This is a genomic window from Peptoniphilaceae bacterium AMB_02, assembly GCA_036321625.1.
Lineage (GTDB): Bacteria > Bacillota > Clostridia > Tissierellales > Peptoniphilaceae > Microaceticoccus > Microaceticoccus formicicus.
This window is the reverse complement of record CP143259.1, coordinates 868,947-892,160: the sequence shown is the minus strand read 5'-3', so window position 1 is coordinate 892,160 and position 23,214 is coordinate 868,947. Positions and strand designations below refer to the sequence as shown.

At 36.2% G+C, this 23,214-nt stretch carries 16 protein-coding genes; 6 read left to right on the top strand and 10 right to left on the bottom strand.

The window, feature by feature from the left end; genetic code table 11:
- Positions 1–359: 359 nt before the first annotated feature.
- Positions 360–3,266 (top strand): transglycosylase domain-containing protein, encoded by a 2,907-nt coding sequence (locus tag VZL98_04275; GenBank protein ID WVH64164.1) that lies wholly within the window; start codon positions 360–362, stop codon positions 3,264–3,266.
- Positions 3,267–3,327: 61 nt separating this feature from the next.
- On the opposite strand, the gene VZL98_04270 is transcribed toward VZL98_04275, so the two are convergent.
- Both VZL98_04270 and VZL98_04265 read right to left on the bottom strand, forming a co-directional pair.
- Positions 3,328–4,179: a bifunctional 5,10-methylenetetrahydrofolate dehydrogenase/5,10-methenyltetrahydrofolate cyclohydrolase gene (locus tag VZL98_04270; protein ID WVH64163.1), complete on the bottom strand. Its 852-nt coding sequence runs from the start codon at positions 4,177–4,179 to the stop codon at positions 3,328–3,330.
- A gap of 200 nt (positions 4,180–4,379) precedes the next feature.
- Positions 4,380–5,756, bottom strand: coding sequence for a C40 family peptidase (locus tag VZL98_04265; GenBank protein ID WVH64162.1), 1,377 nt, complete (start codon positions 5,754–5,756; stop codon positions 4,380–4,382).
- Between the two features lie 537 nt (positions 5,757–6,293).
- On the opposite strand from VZL98_04265, the gene VZL98_04260 reads away from it, so the two are divergent.
- From VZL98_04260 to VZL98_04240, 5 genes are all read left to right on the top strand, one after another.
- Positions 6,294–7,937, top strand: a complete 1,644-nt coding sequence (locus tag VZL98_04260; GenBank protein WVH64161.1) for a glutathione ABC transporter substrate-binding protein — start codon at positions 6,294–6,296, stop codon at positions 7,935–7,937.
- A 61-nt stretch (positions 7,938–7,998) separates the two neighbouring features.
- The gene (gene nikB / locus VZL98_04255) at positions 7,999–8,925 is read left to right on the top strand and encodes a nickel ABC transporter permease (GenBank protein WVH64160.1); all 927 of its coding nucleotides are present in this window, start codon (positions 7,999–8,001) and stop codon (positions 8,923–8,925) included.
- An 11-nt stretch (positions 8,926–8,936) separates the two neighbouring features.
- Positions 8,937–9,827 carry an ABC transporter permease gene (locus VZL98_04250; protein ID WVH64159.1) on the top strand — a complete coding sequence of 297 codons (891 nt, stop codon included), beginning with the start codon at positions 8,937–8,939 and terminating at the stop codon, positions 9,825–9,827.
- Between the two features lie 11 nt (positions 9,828–9,838).
- A complete protein-coding gene (locus VZL98_04245) occupies positions 9,839–10,828 on the top strand; it encodes an ABC transporter ATP-binding protein (GenBank protein ID WVH64158.1) in 990 nt (329 codons plus the stop codon).
- Positions 10,828–11,778, top strand: a complete 951-nt coding sequence (locus VZL98_04240; protein ID WVH64157.1) for an oligopeptide/dipeptide ABC transporter ATP-binding protein — start codon at positions 10,828–10,830, stop codon at positions 11,776–11,778. The genes VZL98_04245 and VZL98_04240 overlap by 1 nt, the downstream gene beginning before the upstream one ends.
- Before the next feature lie 27 nt (positions 11,779–11,805).
- Here VZL98_04240 and VZL98_04235 read toward each other — a convergent pair whose 3' ends face one another.
- The 8 genes from VZL98_04235 to VZL98_04200 all read right to left on the bottom strand — a co-directional run bounded on the left by VZL98_04235 (position 11,806) and on the right by VZL98_04200 (position 23,208).
- Positions 11,806–13,893, bottom strand: coding sequence for a TRAP transporter permease (locus VZL98_04235; protein WVH64156.1), 2,088 nt, complete (start codon positions 13,891–13,893; stop codon positions 11,806–11,808).
- Complete coding sequence (locus tag VZL98_04230) at positions 13,890–14,420, bottom strand: DUF1850 domain-containing protein (GenBank protein ID WVH64155.1); 531 nt, start codon at positions 14,418–14,420, stop codon at positions 13,890–13,892. Before VZL98_04230 ends, VZL98_04235 begins: the two co-directional genes overlap by 4 nt.
- Positions 14,420–15,520 carry a TAXI family TRAP transporter solute-binding subunit gene (locus VZL98_04225; GenBank protein ID WVH64154.1) on the bottom strand — a complete coding sequence of 367 codons (1,101 nt, stop codon included), beginning with the start codon at positions 15,518–15,520 and terminating at the stop codon, positions 14,420–14,422. Before VZL98_04225 ends, VZL98_04230 begins: the two co-directional genes overlap by 1 nt.
- A gap of 87 nt (positions 15,521–15,607) precedes the next feature.
- Positions 15,608–16,687 (bottom strand): ribonuclease E/G, encoded by a 1,080-nt coding sequence (locus VZL98_04220; protein WVH64153.1) that lies wholly within the window; start codon positions 16,685–16,687, stop codon positions 15,608–15,610.
- Positions 16,688–17,386 carry a TIGR03936 family radical SAM-associated protein gene (locus VZL98_04215; protein ID WVH64152.1) on the bottom strand — a complete coding sequence of 233 codons (699 nt, stop codon included), beginning with the start codon at positions 17,384–17,386 and terminating at the stop codon, positions 16,688–16,690.
- Positions 17,377–19,227 (bottom strand): TIGR03960 family B12-binding radical SAM protein, encoded by a 1,851-nt coding sequence (locus tag VZL98_04210; GenBank protein ID WVH64151.1) that lies wholly within the window; start codon positions 19,225–19,227, stop codon positions 17,377–17,379. The genes VZL98_04215 and VZL98_04210 overlap by 10 nt, the downstream gene beginning before the upstream one ends.
- Entirely contained in the window at positions 19,220–19,885 is a 666-nt protein-coding gene (locus tag VZL98_04205) for a hypothetical protein (GenBank protein ID WVH64150.1), read from the bottom strand. Before VZL98_04205 ends, VZL98_04210 begins: the two co-directional genes overlap by 8 nt.
- The gene (locus tag VZL98_04200) at positions 19,882–23,208 is read right to left on the bottom strand and encodes a penicillin-binding transpeptidase domain-containing protein (protein ID WVH64149.1); all 3,327 of its coding nucleotides are present in this window, start codon (positions 23,206–23,208) and stop codon (positions 19,882–19,884) included. The genes VZL98_04205 and VZL98_04200 overlap by 4 nt, the downstream gene beginning before the upstream one ends.
- Positions 23,209–23,214 lie beyond the last annotated feature (6 nt).

Below are 23,214 nucleotides of genomic sequence, written 5' to 3'. Positions count from 1 at the left end.
TACTCATTTCAATTATACATGATTAAGGTTAATTTTAGCAATATAGGTAAAGATTTGACTGAATATCTTAACAATACCATCATAATATGTCGATATTATTTAATGATTTTTACTAAAGCTTACAATTAAGTAATCTTGGTATAATGGACTATGCTCTCGTCTTTATGTTATAATTAATTTATTAATATTTTAGTATTAATGTCTTTTTATATTACAATATTAGATAGTGGCAGTTAGGTTATTTTCTATAACTATGTTTAAAGCATAAATTTTATGATTTAGGTAATAACAGAGCTGTCTTGCTAATTAGATTATTTATTGAATATAAATTACTAATACGATTTAGGAGGGTTGTATTAATGAAACCTGGTTTAAAAAGAGTTTTAAAATATATAAAAATTTTAGTGCTCCTATTACTTATGCTTGTTGCTGTTTTTGCAGGATCTGTAGGGGCGTCTGTAATTGCAGTAATAAAAGAAACTCCACCAATAGATTTATCCAAAATTAGTGAAGCACTGAGTGAGAACTCTACCATTGTAGATTCAAACGGAGACTTATTGGAACAAATTGAGACTGTGGAGTATAGAGAAGTAAAGAGCATCAACGACATACCTAAACATGTTAGGGATGCATTTGTGGCAGTAGAAGATGAAAGATTTTATAATCATATTGGTGTAGATTTAGTTGGTATTGTAAAATCGGTAATGGATAATATCTCTGCCGGGGGTATCGTTAGAGGAGGCTCTACTATCACCCAACAGTTGGCAAGAGATTTATATCTAAATGACGAAAAATCATTGGACAGAAAAATTAAAGAAGCATACATTGCAATGAAAATGAACAAAGCGCTCGATAAAAATGAAGTCTTAGAAATATACCTAAACAGAGTTTTCCTTGGACAAAATGCTTACGGTGTACAAGCAGCAGCCAATACTTACTTTTCAAAAGACCTCTCGGAACTTACCATAGCCGAGGCAGCCGCTTTAGCTTCCATTCCTAAAGCACCGACTGATTACGCACTTTACTATACCGTTCCACCGGAAGACGCCGGCGACCAAAGAGTTTTAAGTGAAATCAACTTAAGCGGAGAGAAGTACTTTGCAGTATACAATCCGTACTTTGAAGATAGACAGAAGTATGTACTATTTAAAATGAAGGAATTAGAAATGATAAGCGATGAAGAATATCAATCTGCACTTAATGAAGATATAGCTTCAGCTCTTAATCCCCCTGAAAGAAGAATGGCTGATCTTTCAAGTTACTTTACCAGCTTGGTTAAATCACAAGTAACTGACAAGCTCATGAAGAAATATAATCTCACCAGAGAAGAAGCACAGGACAAACTGTATCACGGCGGATTACAGATAACCGCTTCTATAGATTTAGAAATGCAGAGAAAATTAGAAGAGGTATATGCTAATTTCACAGCCAATATCCTTAGCTCAGATACTGCAGATGAATCAGGCGTAAACTTCCTGGACTGGAAATTAAATGAAGCCGGTGATATTACAAATGCGAATGATAATGTAATCTATTTTAAAAAGTCTAATATACTCGATGAAAATGATAGTATTATGATACCTTCAGGCGATTACGAATTCGTCGACGGAAATCTATATATTAAACAATCATCACTTAAACATACAGAAGGAAATATAATACTACAACCGTTTTATTCAAAGACAGAAGATGGAGATTTAAAAACGCATTCCAGATCTTCAATTTCAATAGATTCTGAAATGCTAAGCTTATCAAGTGATGATAGAATTGTTATAAGCTCAGCTTATTTGGCTGAACACCCAGATTTCTATAATGAAGCAGATGGTGTGATTACGCTCAATAAATCCTATTATACGATTGATACAACCGGTACATTGCAGCCTCAATCGTCAACTGTCGTAATAGATCATAATACCGGCCTTATTAAAGCGATTATAGGTGGAAGAGGACAATCAGGATCAAGCATCCTAAACAGAGCTTATACATCAGTTAGACAACCAGGATCTACCATGAAGCCGCTTGCAGTCTACGCACCCGCGCTAGACAATGATTATACCTTAGCCAGCATTATAGACGATCTTCCTCATTATAATGACAGACATGAAATCTGGCCTGTGAACTGGTACGGTAATTATAAAGGATTGATGACTTTAAGAGAGAGTATAGAAGTATCTGCCAATGTAAACGCAGTAAAAACGCTCGAAAAAATCGGGATTCCAAAGTCAAAAGAATATCTAACAAAATTCGGTTTGATAAATGGATTAAATCCTGAAGCTGATAACTTTATCTCTAAGGCTGAAGACCCATATACGAACGATGAAAATACAGCGGCAATGGCCCTTGGTGGTATGACCTACGGAGTAACCAATGTCGATCTTACAGCAGCATATGCTACGATTGCCAATAAAGGAACCTACCTAGAACCACTCAGTTTCTCTAAAGTTACCGATAGACGTGGTAATGTGGTACTTGAAAACGAATCTGAATCAAGAGAAGTATTAAGCGAAGGAGTGGCCTATCTATTAACTGATGCTCTACACACCACCACTCAACAAGGTATTGCACAGAATGCACAGGTTGAAGGTTTTGAAATAGCCGGAAAGACAGGTACCTCGGGTACAGCTACGGAAAACCAAGACTCTTGGTTTGTTGGTTACAGCCCCTACTATACCGTTGGAGTTTGGATGGGTTCAGACGATCCTCAGCTCAAACTTAAAGAAGTCAGTATATATTCAACAAAGCTTTGGAGCGTTATAAACAAAGCCATCCTTGAAGGAAAACAAAGTATACCATTCTCTAAACCATCCAATATAGTTGAGGTTGAAGTTTGTACAAAATCAGGTATGCTCCCAACAGATGCTTGCCGTGCAGATCATAGAGATGTAGTTAAGAAAGAAATCTTCGTCAAGGGAACCGAACCTAAAAAAGAATGTAATGTTCACGTTTGGAGAACAGTCGACAAAAATGACGGTTTATTGGTTACCGAAAAAACTCCTGATTCAGAAAAGTCTGTAAGATCTTATATAACCAGACTTATTAAATACAATCCTCAGGATAACGACGGAATAGTACCTGAAGACTGGTCTATGATGCCACCTACTTCCTATTCCCCAATTGTTTATAAGACTCCTGAAGAAATAGAAGCTGAGAAAAAAGCCAAAGAAGAAGAGGAGAAAAAGAAGAAGGAAGAAGAAGATAAAAAGAAAAACGAACAAGAAAATCCTGATGATTCAAACTCGGACGATGATACTAACGATGATGATTAGAAATTTTTAAGACAAAAATGAGTTCCCTAATAATGGGAACTCATTTTTAAATTATAAATTATTAACTATTTTGTAGTTCACAAGCCTTTACAACTTGGTCCAGTAAGATGGTAGTGGTAACTGATCCAACTCCACCCGGAACAGGTGTAATCATTTTTACATATTCTTCCAGGCTTTCAAAATCAGCGTCTCCGCCGATTTTTCCGTCTTTATCAGCGCTTACCCCTACATCTATTATAATGCTGTCCTCGTTAAAATAATCCTTCCCGAGTGATCTTGCTCTTCCTATTGCCACTACCACTACATCGGCATCTTTGGTTACTTGTGGCAGATCTTTTGTTCTCGAATGACAGATCATTGGAGTCGCATTTTTACTTAATAGCATCATTGCAATTGGTCTACCAAAAACTAATGATCTGTTTATAACTGCAACATTCTTTCCTTCCAATTCAATACCATAGTATTCCATAACTTTCATTGCAGCCATTGGAGTGGCTGGAACAAGCTTAGAAAAGTCAGATTCAAAAACTCTGGCTAAGTTTATAGGATGCATACAGTCAACATCTTTATCGGGATTTATAGCATATCTTAGGGCTTCTTCGTCTACATGCTTTGGAACAGGTCTAAATAAAAGTATTCCTGAAATGCTTGCATCATTGTTTAATTTGTCAAATAACTCAAGCATCTCTTCAGTTGTTACCTCAACCGGTTTTTCAAAAACCTCTGTTTCAATTCCAAGATTGGTACAATTCTTTAATATTCCTCTCTCATATGAAACATCATTTGGATTATCACCTATACGAACAACGGCAAGTTTAGGATTATGTCCTCTCTCTTTAAGTTTGCCGACTCTTTCAATGATTTCGCCTTTCAGTTTGTCCGCAACCGGTTTACCTCTCAAAATTTCAGTCATACCATCCCTCCATTTTTAAAATTAGCTATATTATTCTTATACAGCTTAGTAGAATAAGTAGTTCATAAAGAAAAACTATATAACAACTCAGAATTCCGTTTATGAATTATTTATTAAAATATAATTGAGCTAATATTATTATAACCCATTCACAATAAAAAACAAAATCGACAGCTAAGCTGTCGATTGGTATTTTATTATTAATTTAAGATTCTTCTAACTCCAACTACATTGTTTTGGAAATATGAACCTTCAGCACTGTCTATAACTACTCCTCTTTCTTCAGTAGCTGCATGAACATAACTTCCACCACCAACATAAATTCCGACATGGTCTACATGATCTGACCAGTCATTTTGGAATAATATGATATCTCCGGGTTGTATATTTTCTTTCGAAACAGCATAACCATTTCCGGCTTGACCCGTCGTTATTCTGGATAGTTCAACTCCGGCATACTCTCTATATAGATATGAAGTTAGCCCTGAACAGTCAAAACCAACATCTGGGGAACTTCCTGCCCATACATAACTCGAACCTACTAAGGATCTTGCTGCATTTACTATATTGGTAATAGCATCTCCTGATACTTCATTATCACGAACAGGCTCTTCAGTTACAGGTTCTTCGACCTTTGGATCTTCTGCCACAGGGTCTTCTACTTTTGGTTCTTCGGCCACAGGTTCCTCAACTACAGGTTCCTCAACTACAGGTTCCTCAACTACAGGTTCCTCAACTACAGGTGTTTCTACCGGAACTTCAGGTTCTTCTACCTTCGGATCTTCTGTATCTTTTACTTCTTTATTCTCATCGGTCTTAGGTTCTTCTTCATCCGTAAGAACAGCTTCAGTTGTACTTAAAAGCGACTCGGATATGTATCCTATCATACCATTAAAACTTACTTTGACCCATCCGTTTTGAGCTTCCCCGATAACTTCATGTCCTTTATCAAGAACGCCGATAACTTGAGCTGAGTCTCCTCTTCCGCTTTTTACTTCAACATCTTCTTTTATAAAGCCTTTTACTGAAAGTGATACTGTCTCTTCTTTCGCAACATCTGTTTCAGCTTCTGTTTCATCACCTGGTTTTACTTCTGAAAACTCTTGAGTTTCATTATTTTCTAGTGACTCAGTTTTTTCTGCAAGGTCTAATTCGGAAGATTTTTCTTCATTACTCACTACTGTTTTTTCTTCATCTGGTTCTGCAGTTGATAGATGAACTACTTCATCTGCTTTAGGTTCTACGACATCTATCGTTTCGATAGGATTGTTTACAGCTACTGTTTCAGGCTTTTTAACCATGGTTTCAGTTTTAGCAGCGGCTAAAGTAATATTATCACTTACTTCATGTAGTTCATTGCTCTTTATTTCCTTGAACTCTTCTGCTTTTACAATTTTTTTATCATTAATTTTATAAACAATATTCGATTTTGACTTATTTGCATACTCTTCAATCACTGACTTATCGATTGGTCTAGCTGCCTCTGTATTAACTACTTTAACAGCAGGTGCTTTTAATCCGGCAAATGATGTTATTGCCAATAAACCAACCGCTAAGCCTATCTTTCCTTTTTTCACAGTGTACCTCCCAAAGGTTTTTAAGATTTAAGCTTATAGTAAATGATAAATTACTTGCATTTTTATGTCAAGAGAAAGGTTACAATTTGGTTACGTTTTGTTACATTGTAACTTTTTTGTAATAATTGACTTATAATTTGAGTGTTTTTTATAATTTTTGTTAATATATCATAGTTTTGCATTATGATTTATCATCCAATCTTACATAAATATAAGCTTTAAATTTTTATTTTTAATCTTAAAGTAAATCATAGCTGTATCATCACTCTAAAAAATATCGTTTTGTACTTCAATTATTGTTACTTTGTGATAATTCATTAAAGAACTATTACTAATAGATATAACAGTTCATAATAGTATTATTATACGAAATTGACGTATTTCTCAAGGAATAAGCATATAGCTAAATGAAAACGTTTAAATCATTGTTGCTAAATTTCTTTTAATATTATATAATGAGTTCAGCAACCGGAGTAAAAATGCATAATGTTTTGGTTGCACTATGTAAATTTATTCCAAAAAAAGGAGGAATTAGATTTGAACAGACTGAAAAAGTTAAGCCTTATTTTAGCTTTAGTAATGGTATTTTCTGTATTTCTAAGTGCATGTACCCCTACTAAACCTGCTGATGAAGGCAAAAAGGAAGAGACTACTGAAAAAGTAGACGAGAAAAAAGATGAAGAAAAGAAGGACGAAGAAAAGAAGGATGAGGACAAGAAAGAAGAACCTGCTCCATCCGGAGATGCCGGTGAAGGTACTATAATAGTAGCTCAAGGTGCTGATCCTAAATCACTTGACCCTCATGCGACAAACGACCAACCTTCATCAAGAGTTAATAAGCAGATCTATGACACATTAGTAGAACAAGATACTAATATGGAATTACAACCGGGTCTTGCTGAATCTTGGAAGCAAATCGACGAAACTACTTGGGAATTTAAACTAAGAACTGGCGTTAAATTCCACAACGGAGAAGAATTAAAAGCTTCTGACGTTGCTTTCTCAATTAATAGAGAAAAAGAGTCTGCTAGTACAGGACATATCGTTAGTTTTGTTAAAGAAGTTGAAGCTAAAGATGATCACACTGTAGTTATTAAACTTGAAGAGCCATTCGCACCAATACTAGCTCACTTAGCTCATACTGCATCTTCAATATTAAATGAAAAAGCTGTAACTGAAGCTGGTGATGATTATGTTAGTAATCCTGTAGGAACCGGTCCTTTCAAATTTGTAAGCCAAGACGCCGGTGATAAAGTCACACTGGAAGCTTTTGCTGATTACTACAAAGGAGCTCCTAAATTTAAAACTCTAATTATTAAAAACGTTGCTGAAAATGCAACCAGAACAATTGGTCTTGAAACAGGCGAAATTGACATCGCTTATGATATAGAGCCAAATGATTTCGACGTTGTTAGAAATAATGACAAGCTTGAATTGATCGATGACGAATCACTTTCAACTGCATATATCGGATTCAATACTCAAAAAGAGCCATTTACTGATGTTAAAGTTAGAAAAGCTCTTAACCATGCAGTAAATGTAGAAGAAATAATCGAGGTAGTTCTGGAAGGATCAGGAAAACCTGCAACCGGACCAATCAATAACAAGGTATTCGGATATGACGAATCATTAAAGTCATATGACTACGATCCTGAAAAAGCTAAAGCTCTTCTTGAAGAAGCGGGTAAAGGTGAAGGATTTGAAACTAAGATCTGGACAAATGACAACCCGGTTAGAGTTAAAATCGCTGAACTTGTTCAAGCTCAATTGGCTGAAGTTGGGGTTAAAGCTGAAATCGATATCGTTGAGTGGGGTGCTTACCTAGACAGAACAGCAGCTGGTGAACACGACATGTTTATACTTGGTTGGGTAACTGTAACAGGTGATGCTGACTACGGTCTATACGCATTATTCCACAGTAGCCAAAAAGGTAGTGCTGGAAATAGAACCTTCTTCGAAAACGCTGAAGTAGATAAGCTACTTGACGCTGGAAGAAAAGAAAGTGATCCTCAAAAGAGATTAGAATCTTACAAACCTGCACAAGAAATTATAGTAGAAGAAGCTCCTCAAATCTTCCTATACTTCCAGAACCAAAATGCTGGAATCCAAAAAACTATAAAAGGGTTCGAACTACATCCAGCAGGACACCATAGACTGTACACTGTTGAAAAAGCTCAATAATTGAGTCAACTGGGCCCTTTCAAGGGCCCTTTATTATTTATCATGTAAAAGGAGTGACGAAATGCATAAGTACATAATTAAAAGACTACTTCTTTTAATTCCGGTAATTCTAGGTGTAACTTTCATTGTATTCTTCATAATGTATTTAACACCCGGTGACCCCGCAAAGATAGCATTAGGGGAAAATGCCCCTCAGGAACAGGTAGATAAAATGAGAGAAGAGATGGGACTTAATGACCACTTTCTCGTTCAGTACGCAAGATTCGTAGGAAAAGCTCTTACCGGTGATTTCGGTAGATCTTACGACACTAAAAAACCTGTATTCCATGAAGTATTCTCAAGATTCCCTGCAACTTTAAAATTGACAATTGCGGGAATAATAATTGCAGTTTTAATCGGTATACCTGTTGGTATAATCTCAGCCACTAAACAATATTCCATTATGGACTACTCTACCATGATACTTGCACTCTTAGGGGTATCGATGCCGAACTTCTGGCTCGGTTTGATGCTTATACTGTTCTTTTCAGTACGGTATGGAATGCTCCCCTCCGGTGGATCAGGTACCTTGGCACACCTAATCCTTCCTGCTATTACACTTGGAACAGGAGTTGCAGCTATTATCACCAGGATGACAAGATCTTCGATGCTTGAGGTAATAAGACAGGATTATATAAGAACCGCTAGGGCAAAAGGTGTTGCAGAAAGTGTTGTAATCAATAAACATGCTCTAAAAAATGCACTTATTCCAATAGTTACAGTTATAGGACTTCAATTCGGCTATCTTTTAGGCGGTGCTGTTCTTACAGAAACGGTATTTACTTGGCCTGGAGTAGGTAGACTTTTAGTTGAAGCAATAAAAAGAAAGGATACTCCGACAGTACTGGCTTCTGTAGTTTTCCTTTCCGTAACTTTCAGTATAGTTAATTTATTTGTAGATATCCTATACGCATATCTTGATCCTAGAATCAAGTCCCAGTATAGATAAGGAGGATATTAATGTCAAAAACAGATACGAATATTAAATCCACTAAACAAGTGAAACGAGGACCATGGAGAGAGGTTTGGAGAAGACTTAAAAAGAATCATATGGCCATGGTCGGTTTAGCAATAATTTTAGCATTGATTTTAGTAGCGGTATTTGCCGATCAGATTGCGGATTATAACGATATAGCAATTAAACAAAACACAAAAGAGAGACTACAAGGTCCTTCAGCAGCTCATTGGCTTGGAACCGATAACTTTGGTCGGGATATTTTTGCCAGATTGGTACATGGTACCCGTATCTCGCTCGCCGTTGGGGTCGTTGCAGTGAGTTTTGCGATTGTCATAGGTGGTTTCCTTGGAGCAATAGCAGGATTTTATGGTGGTAGAATCGACAACTTTATAATGAGAGCAATGGATATATTTCTTGCAATCCCAAGTATACTGCTTGCGATTGCAATTGTATCAGCGCTCGGGTCTACCCTCTTTAACCTCATGATAGCCATAGGTATTTCATCTATCCCATCTTATGCAAGAATTGTTAGAGCCTCTGTACTGCAAGTAAAAGATGAAGAATTTATTGAAGCTGCCAGAGCAATAGGTGCTTCCGATGCAAGAATAATAAGAAAACACATACTGCCAAACTCACTGGCACCAATTATAGTTCAAGGTACTCTGGGAGTTGCAGGTGCTATACTATCTACTGCAGGACTTGCTTTTATAGGTCTTGGCGTTCCAAAACCACAACCTGACTGGGGTGCTATGTTGGCCGACGCGAGGAACTATATGAGAAATGCCTCTCATATGGCAACTTTCCCGGGATTGGCTATAGTAATTACTATTCTAGCATTAAACCTGTTAGGTGACGGTTTGAGAGATGCTCTTGACCCAAGACTTAAGCAATAAAGGAGGATCTTATGGGAGAAAGAATTTTAGAAATTAAGGACTTAGTTGTCCATTATATAACAGAAGAAGGTACAGTCGAAGCCGTAAACGGATTAAATTTCGGTATAGATTATGGTGAGACCATGGGTCTTGTAGGAGAAACAGGCGCCGGAAAAACAACTACAGCACTTAGTATGCTAAGACTGGTACCTGATCCGCCCGGAAAAATAATCAGCGGAGAAATCCTCTTTGAAGGAGAAAATATACTTACAAAGACAGAGGAAGAAGTCAGACAGATTAGAGGTAACAAAATCTCAATGATCTTCCAGGATCCAATGACTTCATTAAACCCGGTAATGTCAGTTGGAGATCAGATTGCCGAAGGTGTTCAAATCCACCAAAAGCTAAACGAGAAAGAATCCAAGGAAAGAGCCTTGAAAATGCTCGAGATGGTTGGTATACCCGGTGAAAGATACCATGAATTCCCCCATCAGTTCTCAGGTGGAATGAAACAAAGGGTAATCATCGCCATAGCACTTGCCTGTAATCCGACACTACTTATAGCTGATGAACCTACTACTGCTCTTGATGTAACCATCCAAGCACAAGTTTTGGAACTTATGAGAAATCTTAAGGAAGAATTTAATACTGCCATGCTTATGATTACACATGACTTGGGAGTAGTTGCCGACTCTTGTGACAAGGTCGCCGTAATGTATGCCGGAGAAATAATTGAGTATGCAGTTATAGAAAAGCTATTTGAAAATCCATCTCATCCTTATACAAAGGGTCTGTTTGGTTCAATACCTAGTTTGGATACAGATGTTGATAGACTTGAGCCGATTAAGGGATTAATGCCGGATCCAACTGTTTTACCATCAGGTTGCAGATTCCACCCTAGATGTCCTCATGCAAAAGAATTTTGCAGTGTAGAGAATCCTATGTATACAGAGATAGAAGATGAACATATTGTTAAATGTCATATGTTTGGCCCTAATAAGAACTTATGGGAGGAAGAATAATGACAGCCATACTAAAAATTGAAAAACTTAAAAAATACTTTAATACACCTAAAGGACTACTACATGCAGTTGACGGAGTAAACTTTACTATCAACAAAGGTGATACTCTTGGTCTGGTAGGAGAATCGGGATGTGGTAAATCCACAATTGGAAGACTTATACTAAGACTTTTAGATGCCACTGATGGTAGAGTAGAATTTGATGGAAAAGATATATTTAATCTTTCCAAGCAAGAGATGGTTAAAATGCGTGGAGATATGCAAATTATCTTCCAGGACCCATTCTCCTCATTAAATCCTAGAATGAGTATTTCAGAAATCATAGGAGAACCACTAATCATCCACAATAAAGTAAAAGGCTCAAAAGAGTTGGCAGATGCTGTAAAGAGTCTTATGGATAGAGTTGGACTAGCTGATAGACTTATCAACTCATACCCGCATGAACTTGACGGAGGAAGAAGACAGCGTATCGGTATTGCTAGAGCTTTGGCACTTGAACCTAAGTTTATAGTTGCTGATGAACCGGTATCTGCCCTTGACGTATCGATACAAGCACAGATATTAAACCTGATGCAAGATCTACAGGACGAATTTGGTTTAACTTACCTATTTATAACACATGACCTCTCAGTAGTTAAACACTTCTCTGACGATATAGCTGTTATGTACTTAGGTCAATTGGTTGAAAAAGCTCCAAAGAATAAACTCTTTGATAAACCGCTGCATCCATATACACAAGCATTATTATCTGCAATTCCGGTTCCGTCTTTAAAACGTAAGAGAGAGAGAATACTATTGAAAGGTGAAATCTCCTCCCCTATCAACCCGAAACCGGGATGTAGATTTGCTTCAAGATGTCCATACGCTTTCGATAAATGTACGCAAGCAGATCCTGAACTTATTGAAACAGAACCTAATCATTTCGTAGCTTGCTACATGGTTAATAAATAGTACAAAAAAAGCCCTTGCGGGCTTTTTTTATGCACTTGCAGCCATATCTGCTTTCTTTCTTCTAGTCTGCAAGAAGAACAATAATACTATAACTGCTATTCCTATAATATCAGATATCCATCCAGGTACTAGCAATGAAAGTGCAGCAGCTAACAGGATAATCCGTTCATAGAATTTAGCCTTGTAGAACAGGTACCCTTCCATAGCACCACCTAGACATATTATACCGATTATGGCCGTTGCTATATTAGGCAATGCTGCAGTAAACGGTAACCATTCAATAGTACTTCCCACTGTCCCCTTAACCAATATGAGTGCCGGATTAAGTGCAAAGATATATGGTATAATAAAGGCCGCCATAGACAGCTTAAAGGCTTGTACCCCCGTTTTCATGGAGTTTGCCCCCGCAATTCCCGCCCCGGCATAAGCTGCAAGAGCGACAGGAGGTGTTACGTCTGCAACAACTCCAAAATAGAGTATAAATAAATGTGCTGCCATTAAGTTTACATTTAACTTAGTCAAAGCGGGTACTGCCATAGTTGCAAGTACGATGTATTTTGCAGTTGTTGGAAGTCCCATTCCCAATATAATCGAAGCGATCATGGTTAGAAATAGTGTCAACAACAGGTTTCCACCTGAAATCTTAACAATTAATTCAGCAATTCTAAGTCCAAATCCTGTAAGTGTAACTACTCCAACTACCATACCTGCACAGGCACAGGCGCAAATAACGCCTAGTGCAGCCTTAGCTCCTGAATCGAGTGCATCCAGCAAAGATTTATAAGTAAACGACTTATCTTTTTTAATTATAGATACTATTGACGCTATTACAACTGCCGAAAAGATTCCAACTAGAGCAGCATAAGTAGGTGTGTACTGCATAATCAACATATAAATGATTATAATTAGCGGTATTACCAAGTATCCTGTCGAAAGGAATATATTCTTCATCTTTGGCAATTGCTCTCTAGGTAGACCTTTCAGATTCTTTTTAGAAGCCTCTAAGTGAACCATGGTTCCAATAGCAATATAGTAAAGAATAGCCGGTATAAGTGCTGCTTTAATTATTGAAACATACTTAAACCCGGTAAAGTCTGCCATTATAAATGCTGCAGCTCCCATTACAGGGGGCATTATCTGTCCTCCGGTAGAAGATGCCGCTTCAACTGCACCCGCATAATGAGGTTCATATCCCGTTTTCTTCATCAGCGGAATGGTAAATGCACCTGTAGTAACCGTATTTGCTACAGATGAACCTGATATTGATCCCATTAGTCCACTAGATAGTACGGAAGTCATAGCCGGTCCTGATTTTGTACTTCCCGTTAAGGCAAATGCAAAATCTATAAAGAATTTACCTACCCCGGTCTTGTCTAAGAATGATCCGAACAAGATGAACATAAATACAAAAGTTGACGATACGGCAATAGGTGTTCCCATTATACCTTCAGTAGTCAAGTACATATGTGAAACTATCCTCTGTACATTAAAGCCCCTGTGAGCAAAAAGTCCCGGAAGTTTTCTACCGAAATATGCATATAATAAAAATACAATAGTTACTATTGGAAGCTCCGGTCCAACAACTCTCCTAGTAACTTCAAGTGTTAATAAAATTGCTATAACTCCGAATGCATAGTCGATCTTGGTCATTTGTCCGCCCTTTATGGCAATTGTCTCGACATTCATAAATATATATCCAAATACGATTACGGCTAAGACCATCAGTAGAACATCTATTATAGTAGGTCTTTCTTTTTTACTGCGTTTTGTAGCCGGATATAATGCCAGTCCTAGAACGAATGCTAACAGAATATGTAGAGATCTCTGTTTCATGGACAATAGTGTTCCAAAATATGCAGTATACAGATGGAATAGTGACATAAAAATTGCCACCACACTAACTGCTAAGGCTATTGGTCCAGTGAGTTTTCTTAGTTTTGAACTATCTTTATCGTATTTATCCAATAACTCATCGACATCAGTATCTTCAGGTATCAGATCTTCAATAGAAATTTCCACATCTTCTTTTTTTGTTTCGTCTTTAGTTTCTATAGGATCTTCTGATTTCATTTCCGGATTATCATTTAGAGGATTGTGATTGTTTTCTTCATTCAATTCCTACACCTCCCTATTAAATACCTCATCAAATTAATATCCATTATCTTAAAACATACAGCTTCTCTTGCTTTGCTAAAACTAACAAAGGCTACATCCTCATTATTTATTTTCAGTCTGTGATTTGCCCTAACAGCTCCTGTTCTATATATTACTTCATCCATCGGTTTATTTATATCATAAATAACAAATCCTTTATCTGTAATCTTGAAAGGATAAGTATTGTCTGCAGGCAGTCCCGCTCCATATGAACTAAAATGCTCTTCCATCAAAACAAGCTTGGAATTCTTGACTTTATACCATTCGGACACTTCGGTTCTTTCAACAGAATGGGTATAGGAAATGGCTAAGTCGTCATCTTCTCTTATCTTCCAAAATGTTAAGATTTCTTTCGACTCAAAATTTTCTGCCACAAGTATTTTTACAGGAGTCAGTATTAATACTGCAAGTGCAATTAATATAACTAAAATAAATAAAAAATATGAGGAAGGAGGAAAACTCCTCACTTCCTCTTTATTATTATCCATTAATCAGCTTTTATTCCCTTTTCATCAAAGTACTTTTGAGCACCTGGATGAACATCTATCGGCATACCGCTAAGAGCTGTTTCAAGGGTAATATCTTTTCCTCTGGCATGTGCTTCTACAATAACATCTGTATTTTCAAAGATGGCTTTAGTCATATTGTAAACTAAGTCTTCGTCCATATTCTTTGGAACTATAAGCATTGCCATTACTGCGGTTGCTACAACTTTCTCTTCTTGGCCTTTATAGTCTCCCGGCTCGATATCAACTTGGATGTAGTATGGATATTTTTCGCTAAGTTCTTTGATTTTAGCTTCATCCATAGGTACTAATTTTACATCTGCAGTAGTAGAAACTTCTGTTACAGCTGAAGTAGGTACTGCAGCAGTTACAAATGCTACATCTACTTGTTTGTTTTTCAACTGGTCGGTTGCTTCTGCAAAGGATAGATAATCAACCTTAGCAAGATCATCATAGCTTAATCCGTGAATTTCAAGTATTTGTCTTGCGTTAACCTCAGTACCTGAACCCGGAGCTCCTACTGCAACTTTCTTACCTTTAAGATCTTCGACAGAGTTAATATCTAAATCGCCTCTAGCTATTATCTGTACTACTTCCGGATATAGAGTTGCCATTCCAGCTATGTCCTTCATTTCTCCCTTGTCTTTGAAGGCTTCGATTCCGTTATAAGCATAGTATGTTACGTCATTTTGTACGAATGCTATTTCTGCATCTCCCCTAGTGATTAGTTCAACGTTCTCTACAGATGCTCCTGTTGACTGAGCTGTTGCCTGTAATCCTAGACCGGCATCGTTTAAGATTGTAGCCATCGCACCACCAAGAGGATAGTAAGTACCCGCAACTCCACCTGTAGCTATAGAGATAAACTGAGTTTCACCGCTCGCTGGCTTTTTCTCATCTTTAGGTTCTTCTTTAGGTTCTTCTTTGGCATCTTCCTTAGGTTCTTCCTTAGGCTCTTCCTTCTTCTCTTCAACCTTTTCAGTCTCTTTCTTTGCATCTTCAGCAGGTTTTGTTCCACAACCTACAACAAATGTTAACACCATTACAAGTGCTAATAGAAGTGCAATCCACTTCTTATTCATATATTCTCCCTCCTTTTTTACAAATGAAAACATTTGCATTCTACTTAAATTATATCATTAAGCCGTCCTTTGTCAAGTTATAGAGCATTAACGATTTACCACTACTTCTAATAACCCTGATCTAGTAAAACCGATATAATTTATGTTTAAATTATATTCTTTAGAGGTAGATATAAATATATTCTTAACAATTTCTGAGTTGCCACTATTCATCCTAATAAAATCGATAATTATTATCCCACCTAAGCTGCGTATCATTATTTGGTTCAATATCTCTTCTATCACAGCGAGGTTAACTTTTAATGCACTTTCTTCTTTATTAGAACCATATGTGAATGAACTCGAGTTTACATCTATTACCGTCAAAGCTTCCAACTCATCAATTACGATATTAGCACCTGAGTTAAGCTCAATAACTCTATTTACTCTATTCCCTAATCTAAATTGAACTTCTCTGTCCTCTGATACATCATAAGCTCTTTTTATTACTATTTTGTCTTTTAATAGATGATCCTTAGACAATTCTTCAAAAACGGAGGTAGAGTTTGTGATGACTTGATTTAAATCATTTGCAAAAGTTTTTATTTCTGCTGCATAGTCAGGCTTTTGCCAGTATATAACTTTTGGTGTGGGTAGAAAGTTCAGCTCTTTCAAAATCATTTCCGTTCTCATCACAAGTATTCTAAGCTCAGATTTTATTGACTCAATGTCGGCATACTCAGCATCAGTCCTTATAATTATCCCATATTCAGGATTACAGTCTGATACGGTACTGATAAGTAATTCCCTTTTATATTCATCTTCTATTTTTCTGGAAATATTAACTCCTTTAGTATAGGGGTCAACTATTATATACTTTCCTTTTAATTTTATTTTTTCAGTTACTCTGGCATTTTTCTTACCAAGCTTAGGTTTAACTAATTGTACTAATATCTGATCCGATGAAGTTTCATCAAGTTTCTGTTTATATGGTAAAAGTGCTGTTTCCTCATCACTTATCTGGACTTCAAAACATTCAAGCCAGGGTAGTTTTTTTACTACCCTAGCCCTTATTATCGATCCTATTGGAAGTTCATCTGTCTTATACTCTTTATAATGTCTTAATTTCCCATCTATCAATACACCAAGAGTTGGTGTGTCACAAATATCAATAAATCCGTAATTCATTTAACCCTCCAACGAAACTTCTGTTCTATTTTCGTCAATATACTGTCCTGTTCTTACCACTGACAAATCCGTCATATCTATAACTACTCCCAAGATATTAGATATCCCTTTAATTAATACATCCGCTCTAAGATTTGATCCGTCACTTGAATGACATACATACTCAATATAGAAGCCCCTATCATCACTCGATGCCTTTATATCTATAATCAAACTTCTTATATCTATCGGAATTTCATCAATTCTTCTCTTTTTCTTATTTTTCTTTTTTCTAATTACTACATAACTATCCAATTTCAATAATGCATCTATTGCTGCCTCAATATCTTTATGACTGTACTCATCGGGAATATATATCCTGTAAGAGGAAAAGACTATTTCTCTTGAGATTGAAGATAAAATACTAGATTCATATAGATCAATAATTTCTATCCCCTTAGGCAATTGTTCATTAATCAGTTCGATATATGTTTTAGGATTGAATGTATTATCTGTATCGAATTCTATATATTCACAAACCGACTCCGTTCCAAGTGGCAATGGATTGGGTATTGAAAGTTTTGGAGATGGAGTAAATCCTTCAGAATATTTTAGTTCAATACCTGCCCTTTTAAGACCTCTATGAAATAGTTTCATTAAATCCAAATGACCTATTAATCGCATAAATCCAATTTTAATAAATTTTCCTCTTATATGCATGGGCAGTACCCTCCGGGATAACTTCTATTCACACCGCAACCATGACAGATTTCTCTGCAATCTTTTGAAACTTCTTCATTTAAGGCTTTTTGTCTTTCTCTTATAAAGAACTTCTTACTAACCCCAATGTCAATAAAATCCCAAGGTAGAATTTCATCAGTACTTCTTTGCCTATTAGCATAGAAATCCGGATCAATTCCCTCTTCTTCAAAAGCTTCCATCCACTTTTCAAATTTGAAATGTTCGCCCCAACCGTCGAAATGACAACCTCTTCTATATGCATTTTCTATGACTCTACCCACTCTTCTATCTCCTCTTGCAATTACCGCTTCGAGTTTACTTATTCTTGGGTCATGAAAATTGTATTTGACTTTCTTGTCTCTAATCTCCGATTTTAAAAGGTTTGCTTTTTCATATAGAGTTTCTATGTCGTCTTGAGCTTCCCATTGAAATGGAGTGAATGGTTTTGGAACAAAACATGAACTACTCGCAGTTATCTTTAAGTTGCCCTTAACATTTGTTAGATCCTGTTCAAAGAAGATGTCCTTGATCATATAAGCTATCTCTTTTATTCCAAGTACATCTTCTATGGTTTCCGTTGGGAGACCTATCATAAAGTACAGTTTTATAGTAGTATATCCTTCACTAAATGCAAATCTCACCGCTCTATCAATATCTTCTATACTTATATTTTTATTTATTACATTTCTAAGTCTCTGAGTTCCTGCTTCGGGAGCAAATGTAAGTCCTGTTTTTTTCATCTTCTCGATTTCTTTAAGTACTCCAAGACTCTTCGAGTCAAGCCTTAAAGATGGTAGTGAAATCCTTATATTCTGGTCAGAATAGGATTCCACCAACTTCTTTACTAATAATTCAAGCTCCGGAAAATCACATGTGGACAGTGAAGAAAGAGAAATCTCATCATATCCTGAATTAACCAGCATAGTATCTATTTGATTTACAATAGTGTCTATTTTCTTTTCTCTAATTGGTCTATAAATCATACCGGCTTGACAAAACCTACATCCGGCTGTGCAGCCTCTAAAAATTTCCTCAACTACTCTGTCATGAATTGCCTCTATATTCGGCAATATCGGTTTTTCAGTTGCATAGACCTCATCTAAATTCTCTATATACCTCTTTTGGATAATATCAGGTGCCTCAAGATAATTCTTTTCTCTTCTATTTATGGTATTGTCTTCATTATAGTATTCAGTATAAAACTTAGGAGCATAGATGCCTTTGATTTTACATGCTTTTTTAAGAAATTCAGACTTGGTGACTCCACACTTCTTCAATTCAATATAGAGTTCTAATAATTCCAGTAATCCTTCTTCTGCTTCACCTATAAAGAAAAGATCTATAAAATCCGCCATAGGTTCGGGATTATAGGCACATGGTCCTCCAGCGATGATTATAGGATCTTCTTCGCTTCTATCGCTTGATTTAAGTTCAAGTCCTGCTAAATCCAATAGTCTAAGTATATTGGTATAGCTCATTTCATACTGAAAGGTAAAAGCAAAAAAATCGAACTCGGATACTGCTGTTTTAGACTCCAATGTGAATAAATTTATTTTCTCTTTTAGCATCTCTTCCTGCATATCGGTCCATGGTGAAAATACTCTTTCAAGAAGCATGTTTTCTTTTCCGTTTATAAGGCCATAAAGAAGATTTAAACCGTTATAACTCATCCCTATTTCATAGACATCGGGAAAGGCAAAAGCTACACTTACATCTACCTCAGAGATGTTTTTATTTACAGAATTTACTTCCATTCCAACATATCTCGCCGGTTTATCTACTCTGTTTAAAACTCTGTTTAATTTATTAATATCAATCATTTTTAAAAACCTCTTTTATTCTATTGAAAAAACCCTTCGGTTTAATTTCAATGTGCTTATCATTTATGGTGTTCTGATAGATTTCTTGATATACCTTTTGAGATGAATTCTCATCTTCCAAGACTCCCACTATACCAAAACCCATTTCAACAAGCCATTTTAATTCCTGTAAATGAACACCATCTGAAAGCAGCTTGTCTGTATTATCTACTACAATTTTATTGTCGCCTTTGATACTGCTGATGCTATTGTTTCTACCGTAAATTTGAATATTCTTACAGTCGTCACCAAATCCCCAGTTTTTGGCAGCCTCATTTGCTAAAATAATAATAACATCATAATCTTCAGCTGCGTCATCAATCAATTTCTCTGTGTCTATTTCTTCGGCTATTAATTTATCCTCCAAATAAGAAGATGCAATTATTCCTAAGCTGCTATCAACTTCCACAAATGTCTTATAAAAATCCACGACTCCGTTGAAATAGTCATAGATATCGTATATCGTTTCATCCTCAACACCAAAATGGATAGGAATTAGCCTTTTTCCACATATGGTATCAATAATTAATACTCTTTCTTCACTTTTTATTTCATTACAGAAAGAAATCACTAGCTTGGTAGCTAGTGTTTCTTTTCCGAATATTCTGATAATTCTCATTCTACTCTCTCACCCTCAGGAACTTTAATTTCTTCTGTGTTTTGATCTGCTTTAGGCTCAAGTTTTAGATATTCTCCTACAATCTCACGAACAATCGCAGCATTGTTTGATCCTGATCCCGCTTGATACAATAGCGAGGCTATTGCAATCTTAGGATTATCATATGGAGCAAAAGCGACCATCCAACTGTAATCATCGAATCCCTTATTTGTAGTAGGATTTATACCTTCTCTTTCAGCTGTTCCTGTTTTCAAAGCAACCTCTATCGGGAAGTTACCGAATACCAATTGCAATGAACCGAAATGCGAAGCCATATTCATACCTTCTCCAATATGTTTTAAGTTCTCGTAATTATTTAAATCAAGCCTATTTCTTACAGGTTCATTTTTTAATAACACTCGTGTATTGTCATGACTTTTTACTTCTTTTATTACAGACACCTTATTTCTGTATCCGCCATTTGCAAATATTGAGGCATAATTTGCCATCTGAAGTGGTGTGTACGCATTCTGACCTTGGCCTATTACAACATTTAACATGTCGGTTATATTCCAGCCTGATTGATCTATATAGGTATACTTTATGATGTCAACCAAGGTTTCCGTCTTTCCTTCCAGTACCTTTTCAGCGTCAATACCTAGTTCATCCAGCCTGGTTTCTATATCCTCTCTGGTTATAGTCTCCTCTTCTTCAATCCAAGAAGTGATCTTATTTATCATCTCTTCTATTATTATTGGATTTGTTTTCTTGTCAGGTTTAATATATTGTTCAATATTTTCTTCCAGGAAATAATGCAAAAGCTGTTTCATGGTTTGTTTCTTCTCTTCAGGGTTTGGAAGTCTTCCACCGCTTTCATACGGGATGTTAATTTCTATACCCGTAGGAGCATCGAGTCCGAGTTTTATTGCACTGGCTCTTATATCGTTAATATCTAGTTTGACATTTAACTGATCTCCTGTTTGTGGATTTTCACCCAGTGCCAAGCAGTAATAGTAATAGTTACACGAGTCTCTTATAGCTCTAAAGACATTTTCATTACCATGAGTGCCTTTTACAGTATTCCAAATCCAGCATCCAAATATAGTATCTCCTATTTCAATAAAGCCTTTGTCTTCTATCTCTCTATAAGGATCAAAACCTTTTTCAAGAGCTGCTAATGAAGTTGTCAGCTTGAATATTGAACCGGGCTGAATTTGTGACTGCATTGCAATATTGAGAAGCGGTCTGTCAGCTAGTGGATTTTTATCATCTGAGGGGAATAAACTCTTCCAATCACTTTCGGATATACCGGTTGCAAACAGGTTTGGATCATATGATTTTTCGTTTGCAAGCGCAAGGACTTCTCCTGTTTCTACATCCAGTACTACTACCGATCCACTTGTCGCATTATAGTAAGGTCTGCCTTCCTGCTCATTATGTCTAAGTGGAGCATTCCCCCACTTGGACTCAAAACTTCCTCCTGTACGCAGTTTTTCCAAGGTTTGCTTAAGTGCTGCTTCAGCAACTTTTTGAAGTTTTATATCATTGGTTAAGTAGACCGATCCTCCCGGAACAGGAGGTTTTTCATCAAGAGTCCTGGTTCTATTACCTAAAGAGTCAACTTCTACTACTCTTTTGCCGTCTTGTCCTCTAAGTACAGACTCAAAACTCTCTTCGACACCTGTTTTACCTATTAGTTCATTTGGATCGTATTTGTTTTCTTTAACATATTTTTGGATTTCATCCGGTTGTGAAATCCTACCCATGTAGCCCAAAACATGCGCCGCAGATTTTCCTTCCGGATAATATCTGACCGGTTGAACTGATACGGCAATTCCCGCATTATTTTTAATCTGTTCGCCTATTTTTGCTACGGTTTTTTCCTTAACATTATAGGCTATATTTATAGGTTGATAGCTTAAATGGCCTTGTCCTTCGAGCATTCTGTTTAATGAAACAAGTGAAAGTGATATATACTCATCACTATGCTCTATATCGTAGTACTCCTTCATTTTTTGGAGTAAAAGTTCAGGACTTGCATCATTTTTCAGCTTATATTTTTCAAGTAAATCGGATTTATTCTTAACAAAAATATAATCCCATTCTATAACAGATATTTGAGGAATGATTCCTGCTTTCGTATTAGTTTCCTGTGCTAAGTATTTTATCCTTTCATCTGTTATAAATTCACTAAGAACTCCGGCTTCATTAGCCAGTCTTATAAGCTTATCCAGAGGTTTCTCGGATGTGCTTTCATCAGCGTCCTTGTACTCTATCGTCACTACCTCTGATACAAGGTTCACATTTGCAACAAGGGATGTATCTATTCCTGTCTTTTTCTCAATCATATTGATTAAGATTTCAGCAGGTTTAATTACCTCATTATTGTCAGTGATATCCATCTTCTCAAGAAATAGTTTTAATGAATTCTTGGCTACCAAATTTACAAAATCATCTTTAGGACTACTAGTTAAAGTAATTTCCGGATAGAGTTTACTCAATTCTACCTTGTTCAACAAATATTTTCTGTCATCTGATAATTCAAAATCTCTAAGTTTGATATTTTCTACTAAATTCTTGGATTTTAATAAATCATAAACTATTTCTCTGGCATATGGATGATTTATTATTTTTCTAATTGTAGTTTTATCATTATTTATAAACTGACCTATTATTGAAATTGGATCTTCTTTACCTGTCAATTCATGCTTTTTTAGAAATTCGTCGAGAACTTCAACGCCTTTAAATTTCGCATTAATTTGTCCATCAAATTCTATATTTATTGGTAATGCCGTACCCTTGGATTCCAATGCATTTAGTGCTCTATTGGCAATTATAAAATCATAATTTAAATCGCCTCTAATCGATTTGGTTTTCGTTAAAAGCTCCGGTACCAATTCATTTTTAACTATAATATCTAAAACTTTGTCATCAGGTGATAATTCTTCCTTTAAATAATCTTCTTCTGTCTCATATATAAATGTATTTAATTGTATGGGTGTTTGTTCTATATAATTAGCTCCGTCTACTTCTAAAAGCCTGATTAAAGCTAAAAATTCATCATTTCTCTCCTTGGCAGTCAAGTTTTTTATCTCATCTGCCAATAGCTGCACTGTAAAGGAAGGTCTCGTTCCGGCCAGTAATACTCCGTTTCTATCATATATATTTCCCCTGGGAGCTGTTACATGTATGTCTTTTATCCTTTTAGTATCAGAAATCTCTCTGTATTTCTTACCTTCAACTATCATTAATTTAAATGAACCCACGACAAGAGCTGTCATCATTAAAATTAAAATGACAGTTATTACACTGAATCTCTTTAATTGATCATGTGATTTATTCATCGTATC

What these genes read in the sequence shown, in the direction of transcription:
- VZL98_04275 (WVH64164.1), top strand. Translation starts at nt 360, where the DNA reads ATGAAACCTGGTTTAAAAAGAGTTTTAAAATATATAAAAATTTTAGTG.
- VZL98_04270 (WVH64163.1), bottom strand. Translation starts at nt 4,179, where the DNA reads ATGACTGAAATTTTGAGAGGTAAACCGGTTGCGGACAAACTGAAAGGC.
- nikB (WVH64160.1), top strand. Translation starts at nt 7,999, where the DNA reads ATGCATAAGTACATAATTAAAAGACTACTTCTTTTAATTCCGGTAATT.
- VZL98_04250 (WVH64159.1), top strand. Translation starts at nt 8,937, where the DNA reads ATGTCAAAAACAGATACGAATATTAAATCCACTAAACAAGTGAAACGA.
- VZL98_04245 (WVH64158.1), top strand. Translation starts at nt 9,839, where the DNA reads ATGGGAGAAAGAATTTTAGAAATTAAGGACTTAGTTGTCCATTATATA.
- VZL98_04240 (WVH64157.1), top strand. Translation starts at nt 10,828, where the DNA reads ATGACAGCCATACTAAAAATTGAAAAACTTAAAAAATACTTTAATACA.
- VZL98_04230 (WVH64155.1), bottom strand. Translation starts at nt 14,420, where the DNA reads ATGGATAATAATAAAGAGGAAGTGAGGAGTTTTCCTCCTTCCTCATAT.
- VZL98_04225 (WVH64154.1), bottom strand. Translation starts at nt 15,520, where the DNA reads ATGAATAAGAAGTGGATTGCACTTCTATTAGCACTTGTAATGGTGTTA.
- VZL98_04220 (WVH64153.1), bottom strand. Translation starts at nt 16,687, where the DNA reads ATGAATTACGGATTTATTGATATTTGTGACACACCAACTCTTGGTGTA.
- VZL98_04215 (WVH64152.1), bottom strand. Translation starts at nt 17,386, where the DNA reads ATGCATATAAGAGGAAAATTTATTAAAATTGGATTTATGCGATTAATA.
- VZL98_04210 (WVH64151.1), bottom strand. Translation starts at nt 19,227, where the DNA reads ATGATTGATATTAATAAATTAAACAGAGTTTTAAACAGAGTAGATAAA.
- VZL98_04205 (WVH64150.1), bottom strand. Translation starts at nt 19,885, where the DNA reads ATGAGAATTATCAGAATATTCGGAAAAGAAACACTAGCTACCAAGCTA.
- VZL98_04200 (WVH64149.1), bottom strand. Translation starts at nt 23,208, where the DNA reads ATGAATAAATCACATGATCAATTAAAGAGATTCAGTGTAATAACTGTC.